We start from the raw sequence: 18,281 nt of genomic DNA on the forward strand, positions 1-18,281 counted from the left end.
CCGGGCCTCTCATAGGGTGTGTTGCTCAAGCGCAACGACCACGCGAATTCTGACTGTCTGAAATACGCGCTGTGATAAAGCGGTATTTTGCAGAGACGAACCGAATTTGGCGTTTTTCCGGGTCAGAGAATCGACTCGGGAATAATGCGAGCTAAGCTAAATTGATCTCACGCAAACGCTGCATCAGGAAGTCATGCGCGGTGATCGCGGGCTGCGGGTCACTGCCCGTATTGGCGACACAATTCTCCAGCGGCTCAATCAGATAGTCCGGGCGGAAATGCAGGAAGAACGGCATCGAATAGCGAGAGCGCAGTTTTGCTGGGCCGGACGGGTTCACCACCCGGTGCGTGGTCGAAACAAGCTGCCCAGCTGTCAGCCGCTCCAACATATCGCCAACATTGATAACCAGCGCGCCTTCCTGCGCTTCCACCGCGTGCCACTCGCCCGATTTGGTGAGCAGCTCCAGCCCCGCTTCCTCTGCGCCGAGCAACAGCGTGATCGTGTTGATGTCGCCATGGGCGGCAGCGCGAATTGCCCCGTCGGGTGCATCAGACCCAAGCGGCGGGTAATGCAGTAGCCGCATCACCGAGTTGCCATCTTCGACCGTTGGCGCAAAGAATGTCCGCTCCAGTCCCAGATGCAGCGCAATCGCTTCCAAAACGCGCGCACCGGCTGTCTCAAAGGCGGAGTAGAGCTGCGTAAAGACAGGCTCAAACTGTTCGACCTCATCAGGCCAGATATTGGGCCCCATAAACTCTGCTAGCTCGTGGCTAGGATCGAGGCCGCGCCCGACATGCCAAAACTCTTTGAGGTCAAAGATATCGGCGTCCTTGGCCTTCTCTGTCCCGAACGGCGTATATCCGCGCGCACCGCCGCCGCCTTCGATCTTATAAGCGCGCTTGGCCTCGTCAGGCAGGGCAAAGAATTCTTTTGAAGCGGCCTCTGCCTGATCGATCAATTCTTGCGGAATGCCGTGATCACGCACCACAGCAAAGCCATATTCGGCAAAGCTGCGGCCCAGCTCATCGGCGATCTCTTCAAGCGGTCTGGCAAGCGAAACGGAGGCAATGTCAATCTGTGTCATATGCCACCATCTAATACGCCAAGGCGCGCTATTCCAGCAGGTATTGCAGCAAGAATTACAGTGGCAGGAAAAGGCTCGCCAAAGCAGCACTCATCAGGTTCGCAAGACTGCCTGCTGCCAGCGCCTTCAGCCCAAGCCGCGCAATAACCGGACGCTGATTAGGAGCGAGGCCACCTGTCACCGCCATCTGGATCGCGATGGAAGAGAAATTGGCAAAACCGCACAGCGCAAAGGTCACAATCGCCCGGCTGCGCTCAGTCAGTCCTTCGACCGCACCCAGTTCGATAAAGGCGACAAATTCATTGAGGACAATCTTGGTCCCAAACAATCCGCCAGCAATTTGCGCTTGGTCCCAATCAGAGATGCCGATCAGGAACATGACGGGCGCAAACAGATAGCCGAGCATCTGCTGGAAAGAGATTTCGGGATAACCGAACCATCCGCCGATCCCGCCCAATATTCCATTGGCCAGCGCTACCAGCGCGACAAACACCATCACCATCGCGCCAACGGCCACTGCCAGCTTCACACCCGTCTGCGTGCCTTGGGCTGCAGCTTCGATAATGTTGGCGGGCTTTTCGCCTTCTTCGAACGTTTCCGAAACGGTAACTTCTTCAAGCAGCTTGTCATGCGCCGCCGCTTCTTCGGGATCGTCCGGCATGATGATCTTTGCCATCAGGATGCCGCCGGGTGCGGACATGAATGCTGCGGCAAGCAGATAAGGCACAGCATCACTGCCGAGGAAAGAGGCATAGGCTGCAAGGATGGTCCCCGCGACCCCTGCCATGCCAACGCACATCAAGGTGAACAGTCGCGACGGTGGAAGCGCCGCCAGATAGGGGCGCACTACCAGCGGGCTTTCGGATTGGCCGACAAAGATATTGGCAGCGCTTCCCAGCGCCTCAACCTTGCTGATCCCTGTAATCCAGCCAATCGCGCCGCCCACCCAGCGCACCAGCCGCTGCATAATACCAAGGTGATATAGGATCGCGACAAGCGCAGCGAAGAACACAATCACAGGCAGAGCCGCAATCAGGAATGTGTTTGCGAACGGATTGCCGTCCATTGGGCCAAACAGCGTTTCAATCCCTGCCACCGAATAGTCGAGCAGCGCGATCACGCCGTTGGAAAGATATTGGATCACGGTCGCGCCAAAGGGTGTGCGAAGAACCAACAACGCCATCAACGCCTGCAATGCAAAGGCGGCTCCGACCACTCTGAAATTGATGTTCCGCTTACCCGAAGAGAGCAGGAAGGCGATGCCTAGGATGCAGATGATCCCTAGAAGGCTGTATAGAATGGCTGTGATGGTCGTCCTCGCCGCGATGAAAGCAGCGCCCCTGATTCTGTGTGATCCCGTGGGCATAGGGCGTGGCATTTTGCGCGGGCGAAGGCAACCGTAGACAGCGCAGGCCATCCACCTTCCCTTTTGCAAACGCCTCGCTTACCCCCCCAAATCATGAGCGACACACAAGCCAAAGCTGAGACAGCATCCGAGATCACGGGCCCACATGCAGAGGCCGCCTATAACGCGCCAATGGGCCTGTTTGTGTACATCATCCTATATGGCGGGATGACAGTTCTGGCTGGCTTCGTCGCGTTTAAGCAGGTTCAGCTATGGCCAACACCGCTCGCTGTTGAGGCGGGAATTTTTCCGTTCCTGCTGCTCGTCGTGATCACCAGCACAATTGCTCAGCTCTACGGGCAAAAGCTCGCCAATCGGCTGATCTGGGTGGGTTTTCTGCCGCTAGCCCTATCCGCAGCGCTGATTTACCTAGTTCTATCCTTGCCCGCATCGCCGGAAATGCTGGAGTTCCGCAGCGCCGATTTGGCTGCGTTTGAGACCGTGCTTGGCCAGACCCCGCGCATATTGATGGCAGGCCCGGCAGCTTACATCACCTCGCTGCTGCTAAACGTCTGGATCTTTTCCAAACTGCGCGGCAGCGGAGAGGCAACCACATGGGGTCTAATGGTGCGCGGTGCGATTGCCTCAGCGCTCAGCCAAGCGGTGGATTCGGTGATTTTCATCACGCTCGCCTTTTACGGTGAGTTTGACATCACCAACCTGCTAATCGGCCAAGTCCTCGCCAAAGTGTTCCTCAGCATCGTGCTCGTACCATTCCTGATCACACTAGGTGTGAAAGCCGCACAAGCCCTCGACAACCGCAAAGCGGCTGGTTGAAACTAGCAAAACGAAAAAGGTGGTGAATGGCGCAGTCCATCTCTAACCAGTCTCAGCTATTGGATTCCCTGTTATGCAAGGAATTTACAGGGAATTCCGCGCCCGCTGAGGTGTTCTTGCAGTCTAACGCGAAAGCGAAGTGTGTTAAGAGGTTAACGCAGAAAGCTGTGCCATTTGGGAAAACCGAGTTTCTGCAACACTACAATCTGCGCATTGCGGCAAAGAAGTAGCGATTGGCAAATGCTCTAACTTGCATAGGGCTTTAGCGCCATAGGGTTAGGTCCGCTTCCACCCCCAAAGTCGGACGTTAGTTGGTGGCTCAAAGTGGGCCGCCTGCCGACTGTCCGGATCAAGTGCTTGGCACACTCAAGGTTGCCGTTCAGTTTGCGGTCCAATAACAGCGCCGAACTCGCGATGTTGAAACAGGCGGGGCTCACTGGGCGCTGGCAAGCTCTTCAGCGACGGCTTGCACGTTCAATGTGGCTAGGCCTGGGATCGCTGCGACCGGCGGATGATTGGGATACCTTCGTTCATACTCTGCTGCGATCTGGGTAGATTCTTCCTCAGAAAACCCATTTTGCGCCAAAGAGCCGATCCGCGACCTCAGCCACCGCAGCATCCCGATCTGTTTGTCGAACAAAGCCATTGTCGCTTGCTCGCCGTGGCCGGGATAAACGAGCGGATTTGTAACGTCATACGCGCCTTTGACCTTCTCCAATTGCTCGAGCCATTTGGCAGTGTGTCCCTCAAGCAGGAATGGCGTCATCTCGTTGTCTACGATATCTCCAGCGAACAACGCGTTTTCCTGAAGCGAATAGAATACAGTCATGGAATCCGCTTCGCCTTGCCCGATGTTTTCGGCCTTCAGCTTGATAGTGCCAAAGGTTAGAATGTCTCCGTCATTAAAGAGGCGGGTTGGTAGCAGTTGCTGATCTGGGGCATCGCCGCCCAGCACTTGTTTCGTCATCGCAATAAAGCCGTTCCCGTCGGTCCTCATTATTTCAGCGGTTTTGGAGGATGCGTAGACAGGCACTTCAGGAAAAGCAGCAATGAACGAGGCCAGCCCGCCGAAATGATCTGGGTGTGGGTGGGTGAGAAGTATCGCAGCAACTGGCTTTCCAATCGCCTTTACCTGCTCGACGGCCGCGACTCCGGCCGAGAGGGATCTTTGCGTATCGATTACGACGACCTCATTTTCGCTCTCTAGTATCCAGGTGTTGACCGAGCCAGCGCCGTCCTGAGCAAAGCGCTCTATGCTGAAAGATTGAGCCAGAGCGTGCGAAGGCGTGATAGCGGCGGCGAACAGCGTCAGCAGTAGAGCGATCTTTGACATTTCCGAGTCTCCTTGGTTGGGAGTGTGCCTTAGAAACGTGCGGGGCCGTTTTCTATCCCTCTATGCTGGTCACTGGATCGCTTGATTTCCCTCTCGCGCAATCGATCTATGTGTCCGCTATCATCCCCACAATCGGTCATAAGGCAGTGGCTTGAACTGGGCCGATTGCGGAATGTCAGCTTGCAACCGCCTCAAACCAAAAGGTGGTCATTCCGCTTCCGACCCAGTTGCGGACATTGAGATTATCACTCTTGCCCTCAACAGCTGCCGTTGGCCCCTTAAGCGGCAAGGCTATCGGGGAGCAGTTATGGGAACCGGAGTGCAGCACTAGAAAATACCAATAATATCAGTGTGAAGTGGCGGTGGAGGCAGTCTGGTGCGAACTGAGGCGACTGTTTGAAGCCACTCTATCCAGAGAAAGCGCCGCATCATCCGCTTTCACCTTCGTAACGACAAGCGCGGGTTTATGCTCGATCTTTAGCCGCCGGCTTGTCTCTCGGTGGCTCCCAATGAGCAAATTTCTGGAGCAGCGGTCAATGCGCACAGTCCTCCTGCGATCACGTAAGTCGGACTGTTATACCCTTCAAACTTCTGCTTGAAGAATTTCAAAGTGGCTGCATTATCTCGTTCTTTAGCAACGTAGCTTTCAAGAACTTTGCCTTTGAAATAAACAGCGTTCCACAGGCTTTGCATCTCCTCGTCGACTTTCACAAATATCGCATCGAGATGGTAACGCCTCCGACTGTAGCCTTGCATGCTCTTGATGCCATCAAGAGCTTACAGAGCATGACTTCATGATCGGGTGCTTCTCCATAGGTTCAGCGCCAAGCCAAGTCCAAGCAGCATTCTCATTGCCCAGATCGAAGGTCCGGATCTCCATTTTGATCAAAGGCTGAAGCGTGATGATCCACTTTTCCATCCACTGAGGTGCTCCAACCACAGCGTACTTTTGGAGGTCGCCGAGCATCGCCAACTTCATGCGGATGTAGTCCATATTGAAGGCGCCCGATGGTTCAAATCCGGCATAGTTACGAAGGATAAGGATCATGCCCTTTGGTGGGTTTGCTTTGTGCCTCTTGTTTAGTTCGGCAGAAATCGCGTGGAGCTCCTCAGCCGCGATCTTGCCATCCACAGTAAAGCCCACGATGTCGTCGCAGTCTGTCTCAAGTATCTCGACCGTCTGCCCTTTTGGGAGCGGCGAAGTGCCTTCGATCCATTCTCTAGCAAGGTAGCGTTTATCCTGATCGAAGAGCTCGTAACTTATGTTGGGGAGAAGGGCGCTTTCAGCTCTAGAGAGCGCGCGCATTAGTGCGTCGTCGGTTACGATAGCGATGCGTCCCAATTGATCACGTCTGGCAAAGATGTCGAGCGCATTACGCAAGCCGTGAATGATAGCTTGAGCTGACATTTCGATGTCTTCATCGAGTTCATAATAGAGGTTGATTTTTCCATCATTCTCGAACGCCAACTCCAGCTCATGCGTAAGCTGGTCTGTGTCCTTGGGCTCAATCGTCCGACTCAAACGGCAAGCTACGACGCCGGGTGTTTTTGAGAGAAACTCGATCATCTGGACCTCCTAAATGTCACGTACTGATCGGCATGTTATCCGGGTGCGCAGCGCCGCAATTTACGGAAAGGTCCGTAGGTAAGCAGAGCGCGAGAACGCCGTGCCCCTTTGTCTTATGACCCTAGGGGGTTTCCTTAGTGAGATGCCCTCAGCACAGAGCTATTCCGGTCCAGCAAACCAAAATAGAGGAAACAAGGAATGAAAATCGCGACCGGCACGCTGGTTATGGCCATGGATGGTCGAAAAGCGCATCTTTTTAGAAACGCTGGGGATACGCAAAGACCTATTCTTCAGCCCATCATCTCACGCGAAGCGACCAATCCGCGATCTAGCGACCAAGGCACTGACCGGCCTGGTCGCTCGTTTTCAAGCGGCTCGCCACGCCGCAGTGCGATGGCTGAGACTGATCTGCACGACCAAGCTGAAAGGGATTTTGTACGTGAGGCTTCGCAGCTTTTGGACAAAATGCAGCGGGAGCATGATCACGACGTGATCCTTCTGGCCGCGCCAGCAGTGTTGGGCGAGTTTCGGAAATGCTGCCCTGCGAAGCTGAAGCCTTCGATTCGCGCTGAGATTGATAAAGACGTGGTCAATCATTCCGCCGAGAAGATCGTTTCAATCATCAGTTCAGTTGATCCCTAACGCCGACTTCCTTCAAGATCATTGGAGACAAAGATGGCCACACAGTCACCAAAGCCGGACCGTATTGAGCCCAATTCGCCGCCCGAACGGCCCATGCGTGAGCCCGAGCCGAAGCCACCATACCCACCAGAAACCGAACCGCTTGCGCCGGATATTTACGAGCCGGATGTATCGCCAGATGAGTTTCCCATGCCGGAATGAATTCTATTCCAAGTTCACAGTTTCATTGTGCTCAGGCACGCGCACCTTCCATCCCAGCTGTTCAGCGATCCTGAAACGGAAACGGTCAGCCGCTTCAGCTTCCCCGTGCACGACGAAGCATTGCTTTGGCGGTTTTTTGAATCCTTTGAGCCAGCGCAGCAGGTCGTCTCTGTCAGCATGGGCGGAGAGCATATTCAATGAGACCACTTCGGCTCTCACAGGCACATGGTCTCCGTGAATCTTGAGAGTTTCCTCGCCGTTCAGAAGAGCGGCACCTCTCGTGCCACCAGCCTGATAACCGGCAATCACAATGCTGCTCTTGGGATCGGGTGCGTAGCGTTTCAACCGATGAAGAATGCGTCCACCGGTGACCATGCCGCTTGCTGAAATGATGATTTTGGAGCCGGGCTCTGTGTCAAGCCGCTTCGAATGTTCGACATCGCGAGTGTAGAACACGTCATCCCAAGCATCGCGGCACTGCGCTGCGCTTAGTCTGTGATCGGAGGCGTGGTTGCAAAACAGATCAGTCGCGCTGCACGCCATCGGGCTATCGAGATAGACCGGCGTATCAGGTAGGTTGCCGCGCTCGCGAACTGCATTGATGTGGAACAAGAGAGCTTGCGCGCGTCCTACGGCAAATGAGGGGATGATCACGCTGCCACCACGCCTCAAAGTCCGTGCCAAGATGCTTTCAAGCTCATCTTGAGGGTCGAGTTCAGGGTGCAATCGATCTCCGTAAGTCGATTCCACTAATAGGTAGTCCGCCTCTGAAATTGGTTCGGGATCGAACATAAGCGGATCATCATATCGGCCCAAATCGCCTGAGATCACGATCCGCCTCCTGTCTACGATCATATCGACGATTGCGGCACCTAGAATATGTCCAGCATATCGGAATTTGATTGAACAATCGCTCGCAGTGTCGATCCGTTCACCAAAAGGCGCAGTCGAAAACTGCTTCAAGGATGCGACTGCATCAGCCCTGGTGTAGAGTGGCAAAGCAGGATTGTGCTTACTGTACCCGCGGCGGTTGGCATAACGCGCATCAGCTTCGAGCAGATAACCGCTGTCTGGTAGCAGCAAACCACACAAAGCTCGTGTTCCGGCGGTGCAGATCACCTTTCCTCGAAAGCCGTTCTTCACAAGCAGCGGAAGATAGCCGGAATGGTCTAGATGAGCGTGCGTCAGAACAACCGCATCAATCGTCGCAGGATCTACGGGCAGAGGATTGCGATTGCGGGAGCGCAAGACCTTGTAGCCCTGAAACAAACCGCAATCGACGAGCACCTTGCAATGCCTAGTCTCAATAAGGAACTTTGATCCGGTGACGGTATCAGCTGCACCCAAGAAAGTGAGTTTGACCATAAAGAGTCTGCAAATTTTTGTTGGCTACTCCGGATCAGGCTCGGCTGCTTCGCCAGATGGTGCTTCTTCAACTGGAACAGCCCGAACAGGAGTTTCGGGCAAATCTACCGGCACTCCACCGTCAGGCGCGGGGGTCCATTCGGCAGTAGATGGCTGGGGTGGTTGTGTTGCTTGCTCGGTATCGAAAATCACGTCTCTAAAGAGCACGAATGCACCGACTATGATCAGCAGTATGAGAGTTGTCGCCCAGAATGAGGCAGATTTGCTTTTTTGATTGAGCGCCATGTTCGTTTCCCAAGTTTCACGAATGCAGTGACTATCGCGCACAAGCGATCAGCATCTTATCCGGAAATGTCCGTAGTCAAGAAGCGAAGCGGAGTGTTGGACTAACAAGATTGCGGTCTAAGGATGATTACGGAGGGACAATCGCCTCAAAGCCTGAAAACTTTCGCGTCGTTTGGATGCTGCTCTGAGTATCAAAAGGGGGCGAGCGGAGGAATTGCATGCCTTGGAAACTCATCAGGCTCGAACACGGACCTACCGCTAGTTTTCCAATGGGCTCAGCGGTGCGCAGCTATTTATTGCGCCTACCGTTGAAGCCGGATGGCTTTATCGATCCCGATGTGCATGCTCGTGATGGGCGGCGCTCAACCATGCGCAGACATTGGGCCAGTGAACATGATCTGTCTGGCTTTGTGGCCAGAAGTGGCTTGGCATGGATGTTGGTGCCATCCTTAGGGAGCGATCAGAGCAAAGCGATTGCTACTTTTGAGCATTGCGCTTTTCTAACTGGTGCTGTGATCCCGATCACCGATAGCGCGCACGGTAGGATCCCGTTTGCAATCGCCGACATAAGATCCGATTGATCAAGTTGCTCGACCCCGTGTGGTGTCAATGGCAGGATCTAGTGCTTCGGGTTCGTCACCGACACCGGCTGCAAAAGCGATGCGCAGCAGGTCAGAAAGACTGTAGACATCGAGCTTCTTCATCGCATTTGCGCGGTGTATCTCCACTGTGCGTGGGCTGATGTCGAGGTCGTATCCAATCGTTTTGTTTGGGTGGCCTTTGGTGAGTCCGACCAAAACGTCGTGCTCTCGCGGCGTCAGACCATTGACGAGCAATTCGGCTTCCTCGCGCCGTTTGCTCTTTTGGCCTGATCGATCAAGCTGATCGAACGCTTCACCAATCGCCTCGAGTAGAGTTTCTTTCGCGAACGGTTTCTCAATAAAGTCAACCGCTCCTCCCTTCATAGCTCGGACCGCAATATCGACATCACCATGGCCCGTCATCACCACAACAGGAAATGCGATGCCGCGTTCTCGTAGCTCAGCCTGAACTTCCAAGCCGTCGATTTCAGGCATTTGGATATCAAGCAGCGCGCAACCGGGATCGAGAATTCCAGCTTCTTTGAGGAAGTGGGTCCCAGTCTCGTAGGATTGCACAGTGAAGTCCGACGTCTTGAGCATGAAACCGACCGAACGACGCACGCTGTCATCGTCGTCTACGAGATAGACCGGGTATTTACTCGCCATTGTCTTCTGCCTCCGCTAGCGGAATTGAGAAATGGAATGCTGTGCCGCCTAGATCCGATGGCTCGGCCCAAATCTTGCCGTCATGCGATTGAACAATCGAATGACAAATCGACAAGCCAAGGCCCATTCCGCCTGTTTTTGAGCTGTTGAACGGGTGAAACAAACGTTCCGCAATTTTCTGGTCGAGGCCTGGTCCGCTGTCGAGCACCGAAATCTGTACAAACCCATTATCGTTGCGTTTGGTGATGACCTTCAACTGTTTGTGACGAGACTCCAGCATTGCTTCGAGCGCGTTGCGGATCAGGTTGAGCACAACCTGCTGGACTTGGACCGGATCAACGATCACCTGATCCGCTGTCGGGTCCAGTTCCGTCTCAAAGTCAACGCCTTTGCCATCGCCATTCATAAGCGCGAGGGCCGATGCCTCCTGAATGATCCGACCGAGGCTCGCCAATTGGCGCTCCGTTTCGCCGTGCTTTATGAAATCCCGCAATCGATGAACAATCTGACCCGCATGTAGCGCCGCGGACGCACACTCATTCAATGCTTCGCGGACTAGTTCAATGTTTTCGTCCGATGGGTCTGAAAGCAGATCACGGGCAGAATGTGCATAGTTGGCCACCACGGTCAGTGGTTGATTGAGTTCATGCGCTAGTGACGTCGCAAGCGAACCCATCGATGAAATTCGAGAGACATGAGCAAGCTCGCTTTGCAGCGTATGCAATTCTCGCTCTGACGCCTTCGTCTCGGTCAAATCTCGGATGAAAGCAACAAACCCTCTCTTGCCGTCAGTCGCCAGGTCACCGATTGCCAGCTTAATTGGAAAGGTGCTTCCATCGCGATGCCGAGCAGTTGTCACGCGGCCAATCCCGATGATTTTTGCTTTACCAGTCTCGGCATAGTTGTGCATGTAGCGACTATGCCCATCACGATCAGGTGAAGGCATCAAAATGCTGACGTTCTCGCCAAGCACCTCAGCCTCAGAATAACCGAAAATGTCTTGGGCACCCTTGCTGAAAGACAGGATTGACCCATGATTGTCCGAGATCACGATCGCATCGGGTGCAGTGTCGATCAGCGCGTGCAACTCCTCAGGGCTGAGCCGTGACAAAAACGACTTTGGAGTTGCTCGGGCTAGTTCGGATTCTATCACAATATTCCCTTGCATGGACGCGCTACCGAACTCGTCCAATCTGCTGATCTTAGGATATTTACCTATATTAGGCGAGTCTGGCTTTAGGGCATTTGAGCCTCATGAAACGGATCACCATCATCGATGGCCACCCTAGTGGTGAGCCTCAGCACTACATACACGCTCTTGCGGATGCCTATCAGCAAGGCGCTGAAGAGCTCCATGAGGTCAGGCGGATAAACATAGCTGAGTTGGACATCGCAATGCTCCGCGAGCCGCGCGTGTGGAATGAGCTTGAGCCTGAAGAGGATATTGCAAAGGCTCAGCAAGACATCGCGTGGGCCGATCACTTGGTCATCTTTTACCCACTCTGGATGGGCGATGTTCCAGCGCTACTGAAGGCATTCTTTGAGCAGGTTTTTCGTCCAGGCTTCGCAGTCGAGATCACTGCGCAAGCCAAGTGGCGAAAGCTGCTAACCGGCAAATCAGCTCGGGTAATCGTCACTATGAGCACACCGGCTCCGATCTATCGCTATTTCTTCTTCTCACACAGCGTGAAAAGCCTGAAGCGCCACATCCTCCATTTTGTCGGCATTAAGCCTGTTCATACCAACATCATCGGACGGGTGGATAGCTGGCCCGGCTATCGCAAGAAATGGCTGAAGCGTGTGGAGACGATGGGGTGGCGGGGACAGTGAACATGCTTTCCCGAAGTGTTACCGCACAGTTCATGCAGGCGATGCAGCTTTCAGAGGTGGGCCAGCCTCTTGAGATGGTGGATGGGCCTTTGCCTAAGCCGTCAGGCGATGAGATCCTGATCGAAGTCGACGCTTGCGGAGTTTGTCGGACCGATCTCCACATCGTCGATGGCGATATACATGCCAAATTACCGATAGTCCCAGGCCACGAGGTGGTTGGGCGTGTTGTCGCGAAGGGTGAAACGGTAACGCGTTTCAAGTTGGGAGATCGGGTCGGTGCTCCGTGGCTTGGTAGCACATGCGGCCAGTGCCCCTATTGCGTTGGGCGCTCGGAGAATTTGTGCGACAATCCAGTCTTCACTGGCTTCACAATTGACGGCGGGTACGCCTCGCATGCCTTAGCAAGGGCAGACTTCTGCTTTGCAATTCCGCCAAACATTGATGATGCTCATGCGGCGCCTTTGCTCTGCGCTGGCCTCATTGGATACCGCGCGTTCGCGATGTGCGGCGATGCTACGCGGATCGGCTTTTATGGCTTTGGAGCATCAGCTCACATTCTTGCCCAACTTGCCTCAGGACTTGGTTGCAAAATTGCAGCGTTCACCCGGCCAGGTGATGAGGAGTGCCAGCAGTTTGCACGTCAAATGGGCTGTGTTTGGGCAGGTAGCTCCGATATGCTGCCACCGTTTGAACTGGACGCTGCGATAATCTTTGCGCCTGCTGGCGAGCTCATTCCACAAGCCTTGGCTGGCATACGCAAGGGAGGAGTAGTGGTATGCGCAGGTATCCACATGAGCGACATTCCCGCTTTTCCCTACGAGCTGTTGTGGGGAGAGCGGCAGATTCGTTCCGTGGCAAATTTGACTCGCGCAGATGGCGAAAGCTTCTTTACCGCAATTGCAGCTTATCCTGTTCAAACTCAGATCGAAACATTTGCGCTAAAGGATGCGAACAAAGCGCTCGGACGACTACGTGAAGGCTCAGTAAAGGGCGCAGCGGTGCTCATTCCATGATCCGTGCTGCGCTCATTTGTTTTGCGGTGCTATTGGCGTTTTCTAGCCCTGCGAGAGCGGAGAGTTCGTGGTCAACTGCGAAAGCTGGCAATCTGCTGCATTGGATTGAGCGTGCACCTGCAGAAGGCTTAGACTTGCCTGCAGCGGAGGCGCGCGAATTACGACTTGCCATCGATGCCGGTGATCTCGACGCGCTAGCGCCGATTGCCGATAAGTCTGCCCTAACTCTCATACGAGCATGGCGCGGGAGATGTTGTGGACCGGCACGGCCTTCTTGGTGGCACATATCCGATCAGACTAGTGATGCAGATTTGCGCGCAGGGCTGGCTGATGCGCTGGAGGCCAATCAGCTTGATCTCTACCTGCGGTCCGTGCGTCCCCAGCACCCACATTATGCCAGCCTGGTTGAGGCACTCTCTCATGAAACCGATCCTGATCGTCGGAAAATAATTCAAGCCAATCTCGCGCGATGGCGTTGGATGCCGCAGTCCCTCGGTGAACGCTATCTTCTCGTCAACATCGCTTCTCAGCGACTCACGCTGTGGGATGAGGGCCGTGTAATGGGCCGCTGGCGAGTAATAGTAGGAAAGCCAGTGACGAAGACGCCAGTCTTTACGACACAAGTAAGCGGAGCCGTTCTGAACCCATGGTGGGAAATCCCATCAAGTATAGCGGCGGAGGGGATCGCCAGCTTTGTAAGACGCAACCCGTCAGCCGCGCGCGCTCGCGGCTATGTCTATCAGAATGGGCGCTATCGCCAGATGCCGGGCGACACCAACGCATTGGGTCGGATGAAATTGGTGATGCCCAACCCTTACAGTGTCTTCTTGCACGATACCGCAAGGCGGGAATTGTTCGCCGAAGACCGCCGTTTCTTCAGCCATGGCTGTGTACGAGTGGACAGAGCCCTTTCCTTTTTAGCCACGCTCCTTTCGAAAGATGATTGGAGTTTGGGCCGCGTCGAGGCAGAGGTTGCTACAGGACACACACAGACAGTCTCGCTGTCAAAGAGAATTCCCCTCTATGTAACTTATTTCACGGTTGAGCCATCGTTGGGTGGAGGTGTAGGCTTCCTAGAAGACGTGTATCGTCGCGATCCGGTGCAGGTGACTGTTTCACAGGCAGAAATCGCCAATGGACTTGCGTTCTTGAGCGCAGCATATGAAAATCCTGTCGACCCCGCTTGCCGGTATCAATCAGAGGACATCGCGAAGAGTTGAGAATGGAGATGACCAAATCTGACGTCGCGACACAGATCGCCATTGGAATGATTGAACAGACGCTGGACGGCGAAAGCACTACTCCCATCGTGCGCGGTTTCTTTCACGAACCGACTTTCACCGCGTCTTACTTTGTCCATGATCCGGTGACAAAGCGAGCGGCGGTTATCGATCCTGTGCTCGATTTCGATCAGGCGTCAGGGCGAACTTCTACTGAATTTGCGGATGAAATGATCGCCTACGCCACATATGCTGAACTTGAGGTGGATTTCATTCTCGAGACGCATGCCCATGCTGATCACTTATCCGCGGCGCCTTATCTTAAGCAAAAGCTATCAGGCGAGATAGTGATCGGACAAGAAATCGTCACTGTGCAGGAAGTATTCGGGAAGGTCTTCAATGAAGGCCATGCTTTCGCCCGCGATGGTTCGCAATTTGATAGGTTGCTTAAAGATGGGGAAGAGCTCCCGCTTGGAGAGCTGAGCATCCTCGCACTGCATGTCCCCGGACACACGCCGGCGGACATGGCTTATGTCATCGGCGATGCAGTCTTCGTTGGTGATACAATGTTCATGCCTGACTACGGCACCGCACGGGCTGATTTCCCAGGCGGTGATGCACGAATGCTTTTCCAATCAATCCGACGATTGATGTCTTTGCCTGAGCAATCGCGCGTATTTCTGTGCCACGATTACAAAGCGCCGGGTCGTGAGGACTTCGTTTGGGAGACGACCATAGGCGCGCAGATCGCAGAGAACATTCACGCGCATCACGGGGTCACACAAGAAGACTTCGTTGCGATGCGGACCGCGCGTGATGCAACTCTAGGCATGCCGAAGCTGATCCTTCCTTCGATCCAGATCAATATGCGCGCGGGCAACTGGCCTGAACCCGAGAAGAACGGCACGCGCTATCTGAAGCTGCCGCTCAATACTCTTTAAGGGAAATCAAAGATGCTTGCTCCTGACCCAATCAATCCCTTGATCGCTCTGGCCGGAGGATTGCTCATTGGCCTCGCTGCAGCCCTGTTGCTCGTTTTCTCAGGGCGCATTGCTGGAATCAGCGGAATGGTTGCCCGCGCCACAGGCATAGCCGATACCGGTATATCGCGCGGTCAGGCTCTTGCATTCGTCCTTGGCCTGCCAATCGGAGCGATTGTCGTTGCAATGTGGATCCGAACCCCGGACGTCGCGGTGACAAACTCGATCCCGTTGATCATCGTTGCTGGGCTGCTTGTCGGGTTCGGTACGCGCATGGGCAATGGCTGCACGAGTGGACACGGCGTTTGCGGTGTCTCGCGCCTTTCCCCTCGCTCCCTTGCCGCGACTATTGCATTCATGCTTACCGCTTTTCTTGTTGTTGCAGTCACCAGTTCAATGATTGTGGGAGGCTAACGATGAGACAGACTGCAATTGCGCTTTTCACAGGGGTTCTTTTCGGCGCCGGGCTGGCATTGTCGGACATGGTGAACCCGGCACGCGTAATCGCGTTCCTCGACATATTCGGTGCATGGGATCCAACTTTGGCGTTTGTTATGGGCGGCGCGATTATCCCAGCGAGCATTGCCTATATTATATCGAACCGGATGCACCAACCGTTGCTGGACAGGCGTTTTTTCATCCCTGAGAACCGCATTATAGATCGGCAACTGATCTATGGTGCGACACTATTTGGCGCAGGCTGGGGGCTCGTGGGGTATTGCCCTGGTCCGGCGATTGCAGGACTAGTGCTCGGCCAATGGCAGCCCGTTCTTTTCGTTCTGGCCATGCTAGCGGGAATGTGGCTGCACCGGGTGTCGAACGAGCTTCTCGATACCCGGCGGGCCGCTGCCTGACTGCTAGGGATGACTCAACCTTCTCGACTGGCCCGGTATCTCCCGATACTCGATTGGGGGCGGCGATACGATCGCAGCGCGCTAAGTGACGATATGATGGCGGCGGTGATCGTCACGATCATGCTTATCCCACAAAGCTTAGCCTATGCTCTTCTCGCGGGCCTTCCTCCGGTTGTTGGCCTGTATGCCTCGATCTTGCCGTTGGTTGTGTATGCGTTGCTAGGGACTAGCCGGACACTAGCGGTTGGCCCGGTGGCCGTGATCTCGCTCATGACCGCTTCTGCGGCAGGTAGCGTTGCTGCACCGGGGTCAGCAGAATATCTCGAAGCGGCCATAGTGCTTGCCATGTTGTCAGGGATCATGCTCGCGATTTTCGGCTTTGTTCGAGCTGGCTTCCTTGCGAACCTTCTTTCTCATCCGGTGATCTCCGGATTCATTACGGCAAGCGGTATTCTGATCGCGATGAGTTAGCTTCGTCACATCCTTGGAATTGGCGGAGGTGGGGCGACTATGCCAGAGATTCTTGTGGGTCTCGGATCGAACTTTAGCACCTACAACGTTCCGACAATTATTATCGGATTAGCAAGCCTCGGCTTTCTGTTCTGGGTTCGAAAAGGCGCGCAATCGGCGCTTGTTGCAATCAGAATAAGACCCAAATTCGCCGGTACGCTAGCTAAAGCCGGGCCAATTCTTGCGGTTGTCGCTGCGATCCTCGCTGTCATTCTTGGCGGTCTCGAAAGGCAAGGCGTTGCGATTATCGGTGCAATACCCAGCGGACTGCCTCCTTTCGGTTTGCCTGATGTGAATCTCGAATTGTGGAGTCAGCTCTGGCTGCCTGCCCTTCTGATTTCGATCATTGGCTTCGTTGAAAGTGTATCTGTTGCGCAAACTCTCGCAGCCAAACGCAGGCAGCGCATCGCACCAGATCAGGAACTTGTTGGTTTGGGCGCTAGCAACATCGCGGCCGCGTTTTCGGGCGGCTATCCGGTCACGGGCGGCTTTGCTCGGTCGGTGGTAAACTTCGATGCGGGTGCACGTACCCCCGCAGCCGGGGCGTACACGGCCGTCGGGATAGCGCTCGCTTCGCTTTTTCTAACCCCGCTGCTGTATTCGCTTCCCATTGCCACGCTAGCCGCAACAATCATCGTCGCGGTTTTGAGTCTGATCGATTTCAAAACACCGTTTCAATTGTGGCGATACTCGAAAGGTGACTTTGCAGCGCATCTCTCAACGATTGTCATGACTCTCGCCATGGGCGTCGAAGTGGGCGTAATCGTAGGAGTGCTGCTCGGCTTAATGCTCTATCTCTGGTCAGCATCACGCCCGCATGCAGCTGTGGTGGGACGTGTGCCTGGCTCAGAACATTACCGCAATATTGAACGCCATGATGTCATCACTTGGCCGCACATCCTCTCGATCCGTATTGATGAAAGTCTAAGCTTTCTAAACGCGCGGTGGCTTGAGGACTATGTCTTGGAACGCGTGGCTGAAAGGCCTGAACTGCGGCATGTAGTACTGATGTGCTCGGCGGTTAATGCTATTGATGCGTCAGGTCTGGAAAGCCTTGAGGCCATCAATCATCGCCTTGCCGATGGTTCAATCAGTCTGCACCTCTCAGAGGTGAAAGGCCCTGTTATGGACAGTTTGAAGCGGGTGAACTTTACAGATGAGCTTCACGGCAAAATCTTCCTTTCCCACGACAAAGCGATGACGCAACTTATGGAATTAACCGAGGTCAGCCCTGAGGGTGAGGATCACTGGCTCGCACGCGGCCTAATATAGCGTCAGGGCGAAAAATCCTCGGAGGTTTACTTATATCTTCCCACCTCCAAGCATCGCATTTTTCCAGTTTCCTAAATCTAGATCGAGGAAGCTTAGCGATGTCTTCGAAAGCCAAATTCGCACTCATAACCGCGGCGATTGCCGCCATCCTTGCCACTACGGGATGCGGTATGAGCAGTACGCCCTATCAACCATTAAGTTCAGGCAGCAGAGTTTCCGGCGGCTATTCCGACCTAAGGATTGATGGGACTCATTACCGCGTCACATTCGTAGGCAATCGCCTGACCTCGCGCGAGCGGGTCGAAAGTTATCTGCTGTTTCGCGCTGCCGAACTGACCCTTCTCAAAGGCTACGACTATTTTATTATCCAGGATCGTGAAGTTGAGCATCAGATTGATCGGCGAGTCCGACGTGATCCGTTCTATGATCCTTGGCACGCACCCTATCACACCTATTGGCGTCCCTATTGGAGATACTATCGCTCGGGGCATGGGTGGTATGCATGGTATCCATACTATGGCGATTCATTTTGGGCTGATCGTTACAGCGTTCGGACCATTGAGCGATTTGAGGCGAGCGCGGACATCGTTCTTGGCAATGGCGCACGGCCAAATGGCAATGTCCGCAGTTTCGATGCGAGAGAGGTAAGCGAACGGTTGCGCCCTGAGATTGTCTATCCCGCAGGTTAGGTAGTGC

The 18,281-nt window shown here is 54.4% G+C and carries 21 protein-coding genes and 1 pseudogene; 13 read left to right on the plus strand and 9 right to left on the minus strand.

The window, feature by feature from the left end:
* Positions 1 to 151: 151 nt before the first annotated feature.
* Positions 152 to 1,084: an isopenicillin N synthase family dioxygenase gene (locus tag AC0V6N_RS11600; RefSeq protein WP_486171707.1), complete on the minus strand. Its 933-nt coding sequence runs from the start codon at positions 1,082 to 1,084 to the stop codon at positions 152 to 154.
* A 55-nt stretch (positions 1,085 to 1,139) separates the two neighbouring features.
* Complete coding sequence (locus tag AC0V6N_RS11605) at positions 1,140 to 2,450, minus strand: NupC/NupG family nucleoside CNT transporter (protein WP_486171708.1); 1,311 nt, start codon at positions 2,448 to 2,450, stop codon at positions 1,140 to 1,142.
* A gap of 171 nt (positions 2,451 to 2,621) precedes the next feature.
* On the opposite strand from AC0V6N_RS11605, the gene AC0V6N_RS11610 reads away from it, so the two are divergent.
* Positions 2,622 to 3,266 (plus strand): queuosine precursor transporter, encoded by a 645-nt coding sequence (locus AC0V6N_RS11610; RefSeq protein ID WP_486172479.1) that lies wholly within the window; start codon positions 2,622 to 2,624, stop codon positions 3,264 to 3,266.
* Positions 3,267 to 3,699: 433 nt separating this feature from the next.
* Here the strand turns inward: AC0V6N_RS11610 and AC0V6N_RS11615 are convergent, their stop codons facing one another.
* From AC0V6N_RS11615 to AC0V6N_RS11625, 3 genes are all read right to left on the minus strand, one after another.
* Complete coding sequence (locus AC0V6N_RS11615; RefSeq protein ID WP_486171709.1) at positions 3,700 to 4,599, minus strand: MBL fold metallo-hydrolase; 900 nt, start codon at positions 4,597 to 4,599, stop codon at positions 3,700 to 3,702.
* 477 nt (positions 4,600 to 5,076) lie between these two features.
* Positions 5,077 to 5,355 (minus strand): DDE-type integrase/transposase/recombinase, encoded by a 279-nt coding sequence (locus AC0V6N_RS11620; protein ID WP_486171710.1) that lies wholly within the window; start codon positions 5,353 to 5,355, stop codon positions 5,077 to 5,079.
* A 13-nt stretch (positions 5,356 to 5,368) separates the two neighbouring features.
* Entirely contained in the window at positions 5,369 to 6,166 is a 798-nt protein-coding gene (locus tag AC0V6N_RS11625; RefSeq protein WP_486171711.1) for a SpoIIAA family protein, read from the minus strand.
* A 198-nt stretch (positions 6,167 to 6,364) separates the two neighbouring features.
* Between AC0V6N_RS11625 and AC0V6N_RS11630 the strand changes: the two genes are divergently transcribed.
* Together AC0V6N_RS11630 and AC0V6N_RS11635 are read left to right on the plus strand one after the other, a co-directional pair.
* A complete protein-coding gene (locus tag AC0V6N_RS11630) occupies positions 6,365 to 6,808 on the plus strand; it encodes a baeRF12 domain-containing protein (protein WP_486171712.1) in 444 nt (147 codons plus the stop codon).
* A 33-nt stretch (positions 6,809 to 6,841) separates the two neighbouring features.
* Entirely contained in the window at positions 6,842 to 7,009 is a 168-nt protein-coding gene (locus AC0V6N_RS11635) for a hypothetical protein (RefSeq protein ID WP_486171713.1), read from the plus strand.
* A gap of 3 nt (positions 7,010 to 7,012) precedes the next feature.
* Here the strand turns inward: AC0V6N_RS11635 and AC0V6N_RS11640 are convergent, their stop codons facing one another.
* Together AC0V6N_RS11640 and AC0V6N_RS11645 are read right to left on the minus strand one after the other, a co-directional pair.
* Positions 7,013 to 8,374: an MBL fold metallo-hydrolase RNA specificity domain-containing protein gene (locus AC0V6N_RS11640; RefSeq protein ID WP_486171714.1), complete on the minus strand. Its 1,362-nt coding sequence runs from the start codon at positions 8,372 to 8,374 to the stop codon at positions 7,013 to 7,015.
* 24 nt (positions 8,375 to 8,398) lie between these two features.
* The gene (locus tag AC0V6N_RS11645) at positions 8,399 to 8,659 is read right to left on the minus strand and encodes a hypothetical protein (RefSeq protein ID WP_486171715.1); all 261 of its coding nucleotides are present in this window, start codon (positions 8,657 to 8,659) and stop codon (positions 8,399 to 8,401) included.
* 218 nt (positions 8,660 to 8,877) lie between these two features.
* Between AC0V6N_RS11645 and AC0V6N_RS11650 the strand changes: the two genes are divergently transcribed.
* Entirely contained in the window at positions 8,878 to 9,240 is a 363-nt protein-coding gene (locus AC0V6N_RS11650; protein WP_486171716.1) for a hypothetical protein, read from the plus strand.
* On the opposite strand, the gene AC0V6N_RS11655 is transcribed toward AC0V6N_RS11650, so the two are convergent.
* Together AC0V6N_RS11655 and AC0V6N_RS11660 are read right to left on the minus strand one after the other, a co-directional pair.
* Positions 9,241 to 9,906, minus strand: a complete 666-nt coding sequence (locus tag AC0V6N_RS11655; RefSeq protein ID WP_486171717.1) for a response regulator transcription factor — start codon at positions 9,904 to 9,906, stop codon at positions 9,241 to 9,243.
* Complete coding sequence (locus AC0V6N_RS11660; RefSeq protein ID WP_486171718.1) at positions 9,896 to 11,059, minus strand: PAS domain-containing sensor histidine kinase; 1,164 nt, start codon at positions 11,057 to 11,059, stop codon at positions 9,896 to 9,898. Before AC0V6N_RS11660 ends, AC0V6N_RS11655 begins: the two co-directional genes overlap by 11 nt.
* A gap of 101 nt (positions 11,060 to 11,160) precedes the next feature.
* Here AC0V6N_RS11660 and AC0V6N_RS11665 point away from each other — a divergent pair, with 101 nt between their 5' ends.
* The 9 genes and pseudogenes from AC0V6N_RS11665 to AC0V6N_RS11705 all read left to right on the plus strand — a co-directional run bounded on the left by AC0V6N_RS11665 (position 11,161) and on the right by AC0V6N_RS11705 (position 18,274).
* Complete coding sequence (locus AC0V6N_RS11665; protein WP_486171719.1) at positions 11,161 to 11,736, plus strand: NAD(P)H-dependent oxidoreductase; 576 nt, start codon at positions 11,161 to 11,163, stop codon at positions 11,734 to 11,736.
* A 2-nt stretch (positions 11,737 to 11,738) separates the two neighbouring features.
* The gene (locus AC0V6N_RS11670) at positions 11,739 to 12,749 is read left to right on the plus strand and encodes a zinc-dependent alcohol dehydrogenase family protein (protein WP_486172480.1); all 1,011 of its coding nucleotides are present in this window, start codon (positions 11,739 to 11,741) and stop codon (positions 12,747 to 12,749) included.
* A complete protein-coding gene (locus tag AC0V6N_RS11675) occupies positions 12,746 to 13,969 on the plus strand; it encodes a L,D-transpeptidase family protein (RefSeq protein ID WP_486171720.1) in 1,224 nt (407 codons plus the stop codon). The genes AC0V6N_RS11670 and AC0V6N_RS11675 overlap by 4 nt, the downstream gene beginning before the upstream one ends.
* Positions 13,970 to 14,016: 47 nt before the next feature.
* Positions 14,017 to 14,910 (plus strand): MBL fold metallo-hydrolase, encoded by an 894-nt coding sequence (locus tag AC0V6N_RS11680; protein ID WP_486172481.1) that lies wholly within the window; start codon positions 14,017 to 14,019, stop codon positions 14,908 to 14,910.
* A 12-nt stretch (positions 14,911 to 14,922) separates the two neighbouring features.
* Positions 14,923 to 15,363, plus strand: a complete 441-nt coding sequence (locus AC0V6N_RS11685) for a YeeE/YedE family protein (protein ID WP_486171721.1) — start codon at positions 14,923 to 14,925, stop codon at positions 15,361 to 15,363.
* A gap of 2 nt (positions 15,364 to 15,365) precedes the next feature.
* Positions 15,366 to 15,803, plus strand: a complete 438-nt coding sequence (locus AC0V6N_RS11690) for a DUF6691 family protein (RefSeq protein WP_486171722.1) — start codon at positions 15,366 to 15,368, stop codon at positions 15,801 to 15,803.
* A gap of 93 nt (positions 15,804 to 15,896) precedes the next feature.
* Positions 15,897 to 17,015: pseudogene (locus AC0V6N_RS11695) on the plus strand (SulP family inorganic anion transporter); the annotation flags it as partial.
* An 84-nt stretch (positions 17,016 to 17,099) separates the two neighbouring features.
* Positions 17,100 to 17,585, plus strand: a complete 486-nt coding sequence (locus AC0V6N_RS11700; RefSeq protein ID WP_486172482.1) for an STAS domain-containing protein — start codon at positions 17,100 to 17,102, stop codon at positions 17,583 to 17,585.
* Positions 17,586 to 17,683: 98 nt separating this feature from the next.
* Complete coding sequence (locus AC0V6N_RS11705) at positions 17,684 to 18,274, plus strand: CC0125/CC1285 family lipoprotein (protein WP_486171723.1); 591 nt, start codon at positions 17,684 to 17,686, stop codon at positions 18,272 to 18,274.
* Positions 18,275 to 18,281: the final 7 nt, after the last annotated feature.

It is taken from the genome of Erythrobacter sp. S57(2025), from assembly GCF_057365055.1.